Below are 12,595 nucleotides of genomic sequence, written 5' to 3'. Positions count from 1 at the left end.
TGATTATGATGCTTTGCAGGCTCATTATAATGCATATGATAGTATGAATAACGTTGCATCATTTGGAGGAGACTCTTCTCTATTTTTAGAAATGCTTAATAAAACTAAAGTATCGGCTACTTTAGGTACGATTGCTAAAAGTTTTAAAGCTGCAAATAGTTTATTATATGCATATGAGGCCTATCAGGTTAATGATTCTAGTAAATTAAAAGAAATAGGAATGGATTGGGTAAAAGAAATAGGTGTTGATAAAATGGCAGGTATACTAGGGAAAATTAAAAATAGTAAGGCTGAAAAGCAATTTAAAGTATGGGCGGCAGCTATGGAAAAAGTTTTAGAACAGGCTAAATCAAATAATAATGATGAAAAAAAATAAAATTGAATTATTCTCAGGCTTAATTATTTTATTAGGTATTTTCTTTTATTATTGGATATTAGGAAATGACTTTTTCGGAAAAAAAAATATTACTTTCTGTTTTGGTTATTTTAAATATCATTGGTTTTATTATTAATATTAAATATTTTAATCTTTACAAGAAAAGTACTTATGTAGCATTTATGGGATATCTTGCAACGCTTGGGTTTATACTGATAACAACAATGCTAGAATTTTTTAGAAATAATTAAGTGATAATTCCCGCTGCCCAAAGTCTTTGACTTTGAGCAATAACAAAAACATAGCCACTATAATTTGTAGTGGTTATGTTTAATAATAATGTTTTTTTTAATAAGTAATATAACCTCCGCTGCCGCGAGCTTCTAGCTCGTGTGCCAGATAAAAGAAAAAACCACTGCTTTTGGCGGTGGTTTTTAGTATAAGCTTGTCTTATATGTCGAGTATCTTGCTAGTGCTCAGAATAAGAATAAAATCCTTGCAACAGTAAGGTTTTTGTTATTTAATCTAATTCTTTTAATTTTATAATATGTGCAGAAAATACAAGTTTCATGAAAAAAGAAGCTTTTACAAGCTTTGCCGCGGCATATTAATCCAAATTTAAAATATAAAACAATGAAAAAGTTTATCGTATTATTCAGAGAACCTGATGGTAGGTCAATACAGCATTCTGAAGATGACATTAAAGTTCATCAGGAAAATTGGAAGAACTGGTTTTCAACCTGGGGACAAAAGGGAAAGCTGGAAGGAGGGAGTGGATTGACCTTAGAAGGAAGAATTATAAAAGATGGAAATACAGTGTCAAATGAAATTTATAAGAATCATAATGAAATCGTTGGAGGGTATTTGCTGCTGAAGTGTACTGGTTTTGATGAAGCGGTAGAAATAATGAAAACCTGTCCTATTTACGAGTTTGATGGTTATGCAGAAATCAGAGAACTGCAAAATCAGGATTAAAAAAGTCTTTGAAGGATGAGCATTACAATTAATTATATACAATCAGTGGGGATTACGTAAAAAAAATCTGCTGAATCTGAAAATCTGCGAGAAAAGATGGAATATATCGAATTTTTCTTCGATACGAAGGGATATTTCTACACTGTTTATATAATTTCAATCCTTATATTTGATCTATGAAAAAAACAGGTATACTCACATTATTTTTAGTTGTTTTCAATACAGGGTATCATGCACAAATGAAATCTTTACCAAAACTGGAAGCCGGAGTTTCTTATGATCTGGCCCAGTTTCGAAAGAATACATTAAGTGAAATTATATATGAGCTCAACCTGAAAATTCCGGAAAACAAATCGGAAAGGATTGCAGGAACAGAGATGTTATCCTTCAACTATAAAAAGCAAAATGATGCCCCGTTACAGATCGATTTTAAAGAAGAACCCTCTTCTTTAATGGCTGTATCTGTAAACGGACAGTCCATACAACCTGTTATGGAAAATGAACATGTGATTATTGATGCAAAATACCTGAAATCAGGAGCCAATCAAATTCATTTTACCTTTCTTGCCGGAAACGGTGCTCTTAACAGACGTGACGGATACCTGTATGCCTTATTTGTGCCGGATCGTGCACGAACTATGTTCCCATGTTTTGATCAGCCTAACCTGAAAGCGAAGTATTCTTTAACCTTAACTATTCCTGAAAAATGGAGCGCTATAGCCAATGGAAAACTGAAAGAAACTACTGTACAACAGGGGGAAAAAACGCTGCAGTTTAACCAATCAGATCTTATTCCTACCTATCTGTTTTCTTTTGCTGCCGGGGATTTTAAAAACTTTACAGAGAAAATCAGTGAACAGGATTCCAGAATGTTATACCGTGAAACCGATTCTGTGAAAATTAAAAGCAGTATGGATTCCATTTACACCCTGTACCGGAATTCTCTTGATTATTATGAAAAATGGACAGGTATTAAGCATCCTTTTCAAAAACATGGAATGGTGGTCATTCCCGATTTTCAATTCGGTGGAATGGAACATCCCGGAGCCATTTTATTTCAAAATTCTACCTTGTTTTTAGACCAGAATGCTACCCAAAATCAATTGAATAACCGTTCCAATCTTATTGCCCACGAAGTTGCCCATCTCTGGTTTGGAGATATGGTGACCATGGATTGGTTCAACGATGTCTGGATGAAAGAGGTATTTGCCAATTTTATGGCAGATAAAAGTACCGGAGCTTCTGCAGATAAAAGCGTATATGACCTGAAGTTTCTAACGACGCACTTTCCGGCGGCTTATGGAGTAGACCGGACATTAGGTGCAAATCCTATCCGGCAGGTTTTAGATAACCTGAAAAATGCAGGAATGATGTACGGTCCGATTATTTACAACAAGGCACCGATTATGATGCGTCAGCTGGAATTATTGATTGGAGAAGAAAATTTCAAAAAAGGAGTAAGTGAATACCTTAAAAGATATGCTTACAGCAATGCAACGTGGCCGGACCTGATCACAATCCTTGATCAACATACTCCGGAAGACCTACAAAGCTGGAATAAAGTATGGGTGAATGATCCCGGAAGACCCGTGATTGATTACGATATACAATATAAAGGCAATACAATAGACCGTTTCACCATCTCTCAACATCCGGAGTACGGAAAAGAACAGAAAGTATGGCCACAGGAGTTTCAGATAAGCTTATTTTACACAGATAAAGTAGAAAAAGTGAAGGTGAAGCTATCAGGAAAGCACCAGGAAATATCAGCATTTAAAGGAAAAACAAAACCTCTTTTTATCCTGCAAAACTCATCAGGAACAGGGTATGGAGTGTTTGGAATTGATAAAGCAATGATGCTCAACTTTTCTGTAATAAAAGATCCGGTAAACCGGGCAAGTGCTTATATTTCGTTGTATGAAAATATGCTGGCGGGGTCAGGTGTTTCCCCATTAGAATTATTTCAGTTTTTTGCAGGAGAATTGCAAAAAGAAAATACAGAGCTGAATCTTCGTTTGATCACCGGATATATTTCTACTATTTACTGGGAATTTTTACCGGAAAATATGCGATTGAGAGAATCCGAAAATATAGAAAATAAGCTATGGGAAGCATTACAGGTACAGAAAGCTAAGAACAATAAGAAAATTTTATTTGATAGCTATCAAAACATTTTCCAGTCTCAAAAGGCATATGATAATCTGTTTACCATTTGGAAATCCCAAACCCCGCCACAAGATGTATTTCTTAATGATGAGGACTTTACAAGCCTTGCGCTTTCTTTATCTCTACGAAGTACCAATAATAATGATTTGTTGCAAGAACAACTGACCAGAATTAAAAATCCGGACCGGGTAAATCGTTTTAAAATTATTATGCAGGCGGCTTCATCGGATCAAAAAGTTCGTGACGAGTTTTTTTATGGGCTTATGCAAAAACAAAACAGAGTGAATGAATCTGCTGTGGGGGCGGCATTGGGGTATTTACATCATCCTTTAAGGCAACAGACCTCTGTTAATTATCTTCCGAAGACTTTAGATGTATTACAGGAAATTCAAAAAACAGGAGATATTTTCTTTCCGGATAATTGGCTTCGTTCTACGTTTAGCAGCTATCAGACCCCAAAAGCACTTGATATTGTGAATCAGTTTCTTTCACAGAATCCGGATTATAATGCCGTTCTGAAGAATAAAATTTTGCAGGCTACAGATAATCTGAGAAGAGCACAAAACTTGGTGAAATAGAATATTTCCCGCAGGTTTTATAAACATAGCTGATCAGAAATATTTCTGTTCGCAGTATAAAAAAAATTCTGATTTTAAACTTATGCGCTCTTTTCAACTCAATGCTTTTAACTTAAAATACTAAACTGTTCAAAAAACTTTTTGTGGTTTTAATTTTAACCACAGATGACAATGATTTTCACAGATGTTTACGGATAATAAAAACTTAGTGTTCAAAGGCTTTTGTAACTTTGACTTCATCAAATCTTCGATTGTGTTTGTTTTCTAAAATCTGAAAATTCATCCTTGAAGTACAGGTTGTATTTGCCGTATAACAGTCTTTCTGTGCATCATTCTTCCATTTTTAAAAAAATAACTATCTTCGGCTTCATAAAAAAAATGATATGCAAGTATATGAAGGGATTTCTGTGGGGTTGTATCTATTGCTAATGATAGGTATAGGCATATATTCTTATAGAAAATCAACAAGTAATTCAGAAGAATTTTTAATAGGGGGACGAAAGATGGGCGCTGCTGTTACGGCATTGTCTGCAGGTGCTGCTGATATGAGCGGATGGTTGCTGATGGGAGTTCCGGGAGCCATGTATTTATCCGGGATTTCAAGTTCGTGGATTGCAATTGGCTTAACGATAGGGGCTTTTCTCAACTATATCATTGTAGCACCAAGGCTCAGAATTTATACAGAAGTTGCTCAGAATGCCATTACCTTACCCGTGTTTTTTGAAAACAGATTTAAAAATAAAAATCATCTCCTGAAGATCACTTCTTCTATTTTTATTCTGGTGTTTTTCACCCTTTATACTTCAGCTGGTATGGTATCCGGAGGAAAGCTGTTTGAATCTGCTTTTGGAATGGATTATACGGTAGGGTTGCTGCTAACCAGTTTAGTGGTAGTTTTATATACTTTTTTAGGAGGATTCCTGGCAGTAAGTCTTACAGATTTTGTACAGGGAACCATTATGGTTCTGGCATTGGTGATTGTACCGCTTGTAGCCATTTCCCAGATTGGAGGTTTTGGAGAAACATTCTCATTAATCCAGGCAAAAGATCCTAAATACCTGGATTTATTCCGGGGAACCACTACTGTGAGTATTGTGTCTTTATTAGCCTGGGGCTTAGGGTACTGTGGGCAGCCTCATATTTTGGTGCGTTTTATGGCGATTGATAAGCCAAAAGATCTTGTGAAAGCAAGAAGAATCGGGATTACTTGGATGATCTTTACGGTTGCCGGAGCTTTGGCTATTGGTTTGGTAGGAATTGCTTATCTGCAAAAATTTGACCTGGAAACCATGATGAAATTTGATGGATCGAAGACGGAAGCAGAAACTATCTTTATTTATTTCTCCCGTATCTTATTTCATCCGTTTATTGCGGGATTCCTGCTCACTGCTATTTTAGCTGCTGTAATGAGTACTATTTCTTCCCAACTACTGGTAACGTCCAGCTCATTAACGGAAGATATTTATAAAGCCTTTTTAAACAAAAAAGCCACTCCAAAGCAACTATTGATTGCCAGCAGACTCTCCGTTTTATTGGTTGCCGTGATTGCTGTCCTTTTATCATTGAATCCTAAAGATAGCATCCTTAATCTGGTTGGGAATGCCTGGGCTGGTTTCGGTTCTGCATTCGGGCCATTGATCCTGCTATCCCTATTGTGGAAAAAAACAACATGGCAGGGAGGCCTTGCCGGAATGCTGGTAGGTGGGATTACGGTACTGGCCTGGGTTTACCTTCAGCATCCGTTGAAAGAATGGTATGAAATAATACCGGGATTCGTTTTATCTTTACTGACCAACATTATTGTTTCATTATCAACCTATAAGCCTGATATAATCATCGAAAATGAATTTGATGAAGTTAAAAAAATCATGCAGGAATAAAAAAATGATGTGATTAAATAAAAAAAATATAGGCTGTCTCAAACGTTAGACAGCCTATATTTTTAAGCTATACTAGCTGGCTTTTCACAGTATATTTTGAAAACTCTTCCCGGTCATGATATCCGAAAACTTCTATCTCTGGATGTTCATTAATGAGTTTTTTTATTTTTACCAGAGATTCCAGACGTCTTGTGTTGTCATCTGCTCTGGAAGCTGCGAGTTCTCCGGCAGGATGTTGTTCATCTTCTAGTTCTGCTCTCAGATAATAGGCATCTCCTACATATAAAATCCATTTTTCTTCCCATCGGATAGCAACTCCACAATGACCTAAAGTGTGGCCGAATAAAGGAATTAAAAAGATTTCAGTTTCTGAGGAAGCATCAACTTTCCTTGCTTCCAGCCCAAACCAATGCTGATCTGAAGCCGGATACTCTTTAACAAGAGGATGATGGGCAAGATGACCTTGCAGATAGCGGGGATTTTCACTGTAAAAATTGATCAATTCTTCCGTGGAAACATGTACCGTCGCATTAGGAAAATCGATCAATCCACCTGTATGATCAGGATCCAGATGGCTCAAAACACAATCTTTTACGTGGGCTGGATCTAGTCCTAGTTTCTGAATTTGATGGAAAGCTGTCCGCTCCATATCCAGCTGAAAACCTACAGCTTCTATCAATTCAACGCCAAGCCTTTCATTAGGATGTTCTACATCCTGGACACCAATTCCGGTATCAATCAGCAGCAGGTTATCATCTTCTTCAATCAGCAAACAGTGGCCGATAACGTCATTGTTCATAGGTATTGAAATCTTTACACAGTTAAGATGATGTATTCTTTTCATATTTTTATGTTGGTTAAACTTCATAACAAGATACTCAATAAAACGTAAATGTGCTGATGGTTTGGAAATTAAAAAATAGTATACCTGATAAACTTTACTTGTATTGATACTGTTTTGAACATTTAAATTTTTTATATCTTTATTTTTATAAACCTTTCTCAAAAGGGGTCGAAGCTAAAAATCAGGGTACAGGATTAGGCCTCGGTTACGATGGGAAAAGTGCTGTATCAGCTTTAACAGACAATACTAGCTTGTCTTGTCAGCAGGACGGGTTTTCAGAATCTGAGGCATACAGGTATCACGATGTAAAATATTGCTCTCGATAAAACAAATAGAATTAGCAGATAATAAAACAAAATATGTCAGAATTATATATCATGACCGGAGGCCCCGGTGCAGGAAAAACAACCCTGTTGACTGAACTTGAAAAAAAAGGTTTTATCACGGTGCCTGAAGAAGGACGGAGAATTATCAAAGAGCAAATGAGCATCGATGGAAACGCTTTACCATGGATGAACAAAGAAAAATTTGCAGCACTGATGTTCGAAGCGTCTGTAGAGACTTACAAGAAAATGAGTGAAATGCCAGATGGAAAAACAATTTTTTTTGATCGTGGGATACTGGATACGATAGGATATATGAGGCTGGAAAAAATCCCTGTTCCTGAAGTGATGGAACTCAAAGCCCGCAGAATGGCCTATCATAATGATGTTTTTATTCTCCCTCCCTGGAAAGAAATTTATGAAAATGATCCGGAAAGAAAGCAAACCTTCGAAGTAGCAATGTCTACGTTTGAATGTATGCTGGCGATCTATCAGGAATATGGTTATAATACCATTGAAGTACCCAGGCTTAAACTCGAACAACGAGCCAGGTTTATTCTTGATATTATTAAAACAAGATGCTGAATCCCGGAGCTTTGGATCAATAATTATTGTACCTGAAAAGAGCATATCCAGGTTCCTTCAAAGCAAACTGCTATTTTGATGGCTAATCATTCAATAATGGTCTTGGGTCAAATACAACTTTTAAAGAATGAATTTTCCCATCAGTAATTTCATACCATCCTGAGGTTAATATTATCTTTTCGCCCATATTGATATTATACCAGAAGCACACGTCTTCCCCCGAAGTAAAGGTCTGAAGAATTTCATATTTGAATTTCATTTTTTTCATATCACTGATATAAACGGAAGCACCTTCTCTGCTGCCTAATACCCCGTTGAATTTAAAATCAGGAGCAAGACAGCTTTCTGCCTTTTCAAAATTCTCTTCATTCAGGTATTGAATAAATTTTTTCTGCTATGTTAACTGTATTATTCATAACTATTTTTTTGTAAAGCTAACAAGTTTTTTCCGGTTTTGTTTGTGACGCCCGTCATAAAATGTCTTAGAAGTTATCATTGTCACAATTGATAATGACAATAGCTAGCCTCATATATTTAATATGAAAGCATAGTGAACTATAAAATGATTAATATACGGATTAAATCAATCTTTATGGTAATTCTATTTCACTCCTGTTAAAAAGGTGATTCTGCTTTTGGCATAAGAAATCTGTTCATTTTCTTTTTCCTGGTCAGGTTTGTTTTTGAGGTAGAGCTGATAATAGCTTACCGCATTTTTAGGCTGTTTGAGGTTAATATCATAAAGAAGTCCTAAACGGTAATAAATGATATTGCTTGGACCAAAAGTAAGACCTCTTTTATAAGCTGTTATCGCATCATTATATTTATTTTCAGCTTCATATATACCTGCAAGTGCTGCGTAATAAAGCGTAGTGTGATCAGAGATGGCTTCATCTATAGTTTTTTGAGCATAGAGAGCAGCTTTATTATAATCTTTCAGTTCGCGGTAGCTTAAAGCCATATAATATAAAGTTCCTTCATTTTGTACTCCCTGTTCTTCCAGCGTTGTATACAGATTAATGCATTTCTGATAGTCTTTCAGATAGAAATAAGCCTGACCCAGCTCATTGATGATATTGGGATCAGCATTGATTTTTAATAATCTTTCCCCTGTTTCAACAACTTCGGAGTATTTACCCAATTGGTTAGCCAATGGTAACTGGGCCTGTTGCAGGCTGAAGTTTTCCATATCAGCAGAAATAGCTGTCTTTAATACATCATAAGCCTGCTGGTATTGTCTGAGTTCACGGTAAACCATAGACAGGTCATAAGCCACATCAGGATCAGTGGCATTCAGGGTATTGGCTTTTGTAAGGAGCTTAAGTTTGGCTTCAGAGGTATCTTCATAAGCAGCAAGTTGTTTGTAGGCGCTGAAGTTATTAGTATCCAGCTGAATGATTTGCTGAAGGTATGATTTTGCTTTGAACGCATTTCCCCGTTTGGAATTGATGCCGGCCAGGCTAAATAACGTGGATAAGTTATCAGGTTGCAGGGTATTAATTTTCAGATAGCTTTTTTCTGCATCAGATAATTTACCGGCCATCAGTTGACAATAGGCGATCTGGCTTAGTCCCTTTATATCTTGTGTGTCTTCGGTGTATATACTTTGCAGATAACGGGCTGCATCAGCATAGCGTTGAGTTTCATAATACTCCAGAAGCTTTTCAGAATCAATTTTTTGCAGACTGGGCGGTCATGTTTAAAAAGCTGATCAGGGCGATAAGCAGGAAAAGTCTGATTTTCATCATTATTAATTTTTATCTAAATTATCAGTTATTTGATAAGATTCCAAATTTTGATCCTGATTATTGATGCAGCTCTGCTTTTGTGGCTATTCAGGCTAAGGTTATTCGTATATTAGCCGCTAAAAAATAATAATGACCAAACCTTTCATTATTCCGTTGTTACTGTGGGTCAATTTCGCTTATGCTCAAACCAGTTTCGAAGTGAAACCGGGAGATACCCTGAAATATTCTCCCCGATCTGCAAAACCTATCTGGATATCAGTTCAGTCTGCCGAAGCTAATATGGCTGTAGCACTGTTTGTTGACGGTAAAAAAGTAAAAGAACAGGATGATTCCAGAGGAATAAAAAGTGTTGAACGATTGCATTATAAACCGGAAAAAGGCCGGAAATACGAGTTTAAAATTTGGGCCAAATCCTATATTCAAAAAAGCAAACCGGCAAAAGTTTCTATCAATGAATCCAAAAATGCAGAGAGGCTGGAAACATATTTTAGTCCGGATCAACTGATAGAAGACCTTCACATCTTCCGTTCTATCAGAGAGCAGGTGAATTCGGGGTTATATGTATACAGAAGCAAAAAACAAATTGACAGCATGTATCAGCAGGCCGAAACAGAAATCAGAAACAGTAAAACCATCTTTGACTTTTATAAAGTGATTGCCAGGCTTACCGGATTTGAAGGCAGCTGTCATAATTATACTGATCTGCCTAACCATGCTTCTTATTATCTGACGCGGAAACCGGAATACCTGCCCGTTACTTTAAAGAACATTGACGGCCGCTTGTTGCAGGATTCAAAAGATGTGGCATTGCCTCTTGGTGCGGAAATACTTTCCATCAACGGGATTCCCGCAAAAGAAATAATCAGCCGTTTTGCCCAATATTATTTTTCTGATGGATTTTCCACACCCTATAAAGAAACTACCGGCTTTGAAAGAGGAATGCTTGATAAATTTTATATAGAATTCGGAACACACAAAAATTATGTGATCAATTATCGATGGAAAGGGCAGGATCATGAAGTTTCTTTACCGGGAATATCTTTTGAAAATTTCAAAAAACTTCAGGATTCACGTCATTCATTGGCATTTGATAAGAAATTGCTCTCTGAAAAATACAGTTTTACTAAAGAAGGGCAGGGGATATACCGCTTATCTTTAAGAAGCTTTGATTTTGCGGTCGGTAAAGAAGATCCGGCCTATAAAAAATTCAGTATTTTTCTTGATCAGATGATGGATACACTTGAAAAGGAAAACATCGAAAACCTGATTATTGATTTAAGAGGAAATACAGGCGGCACAGGAGCCTTGTATGAGAAAGTTTTTTCTTACCTTACTGCAAGGCCATTCCGGGACAGTCAATATGCCTATACAAAATTTAATGAAGTACCCATGGAGGAAAAACTGGTGATCACTCCTCTTTTTCTGTCTAATGGAGTACATGATAAACAAGGATTAAATGCTTATCTGAAGCAGCTGTATCCGAAAGCTGTTCAGGGAAAATATTATTGGGCGAATGATAAGAATCCCTCAATTTTACCTGCGGAAAAAACTTTTAAAGGCCGGATTTACCTGTTAACAGATCAACGTGTAGCCTCGGCAGCATCACACCTTGCCTCATTGATCAAATCCTACACGAATGCCATTGTTATTGGGAAAGAAACTGTAGGAGGGTATTATGAGCACAACGGGCATCTTCCCCTTGTATATGGGCTCCCTAATACCGGGATTCAGACCGGTTTTTCCATTGTTCATGTTATCCAGGATGTCCAAAGTCTTCCGGATCAGAAAAAAGGGCAGGGGATTATTCCCCATATTGAAGTTTATCAGTCTGATCAGGAATTTTTAGAACAAACAGATGTCTATCTGAAGAAAGTTTCTGAACTTATGAAAAAGTAAAAGAATAAGATAACGGGGTCTTGCTGTTTGCGGTGAGATCCCTGTCAATTTTAGCAGTATTATAGTGGAAGGAATCATTTTAATCAATGACTTCAGAATACTTGAACGCTACTATATAAAGTCGTAGAATTACTACAAAATTTCAGATTAGGATTGAAAAATTTTCAGAATCTAATTGTCCACTCTATATTTGTGTTACCATCATATAATTACAAAATAGTATTAATCATCAATAAGCAGATTTGAAATCCAATCCTATAGGACTTAAAGTGATCATTTGATTGGAATCAATTATTGGCTTAGAATTAAATACCCTTCATTGAATATGAAAAAAATATTTTCTGAACTTAAAGGCTTTGTTATCTATAGTCCGGAGCTTTTAACGCAATATTTACAGGAACATCATCTTCCGGGCAATAATATCCTGAAATATTTTGTAGAGAACGAACATGGAGACGAAATTACCAAAGCAGGGATTGCTATCCCCGTTATAGGAGTGGAAGAAGACTATTACTCCTTCCGGATCTCAACTCAAGGAGAACATATTTTAAATGATCATGAGATAGCTACCCAGTCAGAAGGCTGGATTTTTCAAAGTGCCAGTCATGAGGTGAAAATTGTAGGAATCGGCTACCTTAAAGATATATCTTCCATTAATGAAGAAAATAGCATCACCTTGCCTTTAGAAAATGGCTGGTTCTCTTTACAAATACTTGCCGGAAACAAAGACGGGGAAAGACTCTTTGAACTCCATATGCAGAGACACGAAGAAAAACCGGAATTTAAAGGTGATGTTAGCACAGAGTATTACTATGGATAAAGAAATAAGATTAACAGAATATTTTTAATAATAATGAATTGTTTTCTAAACAATTGATGTTTAGAACTTCATCCGGAACAGATGTTCATATTATAAAAAGAAAATAAAAGGAACATTTTTTCTTGATAAAATATTTTGTCAGTAATAAAAAAACTTTCTATATTTGCACCACTGAAAACGACGATATAGTCGCACTTCAGGAGAGTTGGCAGAGTGGTCGATTGCGGCAGTCTTGAAAACTGTTGACTGTAACAGGTCCGGGGGTTCGAATCCCTCACTCTCCGCAATAATAAAATGAAAACCTACTGATGGCAGTAGGTTTTTACTTTTTAAGATTTTCCCTATATCCAACTTTTGCGCTTGATCCTTGATCTCCCATTAACAAATATTTTAATTTTAGTTAT

10 protein-coding genes and 1 tRNA gene are annotated in these 12,595 nt (G+C 36.4%); 8 read left to right on the top strand and 3 right to left on the bottom strand.

Annotation, left to right across the window (positions count from 1 at the left end; all coding sequences use genetic code 11):
• Window positions 1–43 precede the first annotated feature (43 nt).
• The 4 genes from HX13_RS11715 (at window position 44) to putP (ending at window position 5,975) form a co-directional block, all read left to right on the top strand.
• Window positions 44–376: a hypothetical protein gene (locus HX13_RS11715; protein WP_050021207.1), complete on the top strand. Its 333-nt coding sequence runs from the start codon at window positions 44–46 to the stop codon at window positions 374–376.
• Window positions 377–1,009: 633 nt separating this feature from the next.
• Entirely contained in the window at window positions 1,010–1,351 is a 342-nt protein-coding gene (locus HX13_RS11710; RefSeq protein WP_050021206.1) for a YciI family protein, read from the top strand.
• Window positions 1,352–1,527: 176 nt separating this feature from the next.
• Window positions 1,528–4,095 carry a M1 family aminopeptidase gene (locus HX13_RS11705; protein ID WP_050021205.1) on the top strand — a complete coding sequence of 856 codons (2,568 nt, stop codon included), beginning with the start codon at window positions 1,528–1,530 and terminating at the stop codon, window positions 4,093–4,095.
• Between the two features lie 383 nt (window positions 4,096–4,478).
• Complete coding sequence (gene putP / locus HX13_RS11700; protein WP_050021204.1) at window positions 4,479–5,975, top strand: sodium/proline symporter PutP; 1,497 nt, start codon at window positions 4,479–4,481, stop codon at window positions 5,973–5,975.
• A gap of 67 nt (window positions 5,976–6,042) precedes the next feature.
• On the opposite strand, the gene HX13_RS11695 is transcribed toward putP, so the two are convergent.
• Entirely contained in the window at window positions 6,043–6,819 is a 777-nt protein-coding gene (locus HX13_RS11695; RefSeq protein ID WP_050021426.1) for an MBL fold metallo-hydrolase, read from the bottom strand.
• Between the two features lie 359 nt (window positions 6,820–7,178).
• On the opposite strand from HX13_RS11695, the gene HX13_RS11690 reads away from it, so the two are divergent.
• Window positions 7,179–7,727 (top strand): AAA family ATPase, encoded by a 549-nt coding sequence (locus HX13_RS11690; protein ID WP_050021203.1) that lies wholly within the window; start codon window positions 7,179–7,181, stop codon window positions 7,725–7,727.
• A gap of 82 nt (window positions 7,728–7,809) precedes the next feature.
• Here the strand turns inward: HX13_RS11690 and HX13_RS26365 are convergent, their stop codons facing one another.
• The gene (locus tag HX13_RS26365) at window positions 7,810–7,986 is read right to left on the bottom strand and encodes a hypothetical protein (RefSeq protein WP_410493123.1); all 177 of its coding nucleotides are present in this window, start codon (window positions 7,984–7,986) and stop codon (window positions 7,810–7,812) included.
• Between the two features lie 342 nt (window positions 7,987–8,328).
• Window positions 8,329–9,270, bottom strand: coding sequence for a tetratricopeptide repeat protein (locus tag HX13_RS11680; protein ID WP_050021201.1), 942 nt, complete (start codon window positions 9,268–9,270; stop codon window positions 8,329–8,331).
• 334 nt (window positions 9,271–9,604) lie between these two features.
• Between HX13_RS11680 and HX13_RS11675 the strand changes: the two genes are divergently transcribed.
• The 3 genes from HX13_RS11675 (at window position 9,605) to HX13_RS11665 (ending at window position 12,475) form a co-directional block, all read left to right on the top strand.
• Entirely contained in the window at window positions 9,605–11,371 is a 1,767-nt protein-coding gene (locus tag HX13_RS11675) for a S41 family peptidase (protein ID WP_050021200.1), read from the top strand.
• A gap of 325 nt (window positions 11,372–11,696) precedes the next feature.
• The gene (locus tag HX13_RS11670) at window positions 11,697–12,191 is read left to right on the top strand and encodes a hypothetical protein (protein ID WP_053328688.1); all 495 of its coding nucleotides are present in this window, start codon (window positions 11,697–11,699) and stop codon (window positions 12,189–12,191) included.
• 199 nt (window positions 12,192–12,390) lie between these two features.
• Window positions 12,391–12,475: transfer RNA gene (locus HX13_RS11665), tRNA-Ser, on the top strand.
• The last annotated feature ends 120 nt before the right edge of the window (window positions 12,476–12,595 follow it).

The sequence above is a fragment of the Chryseobacterium sp. P1-3 genome, from assembly GCF_000738495.1.
Taxonomy (GTDB): domain Bacteria; phylum Bacteroidota; class Bacteroidia; order Flavobacteriales; family Weeksellaceae; genus Chryseobacterium; species Chryseobacterium gallinarum.
Note: the sequence above shows the minus strand (reverse complement) of the source record. Positions and strands in the feature narration are given on the sequence as shown.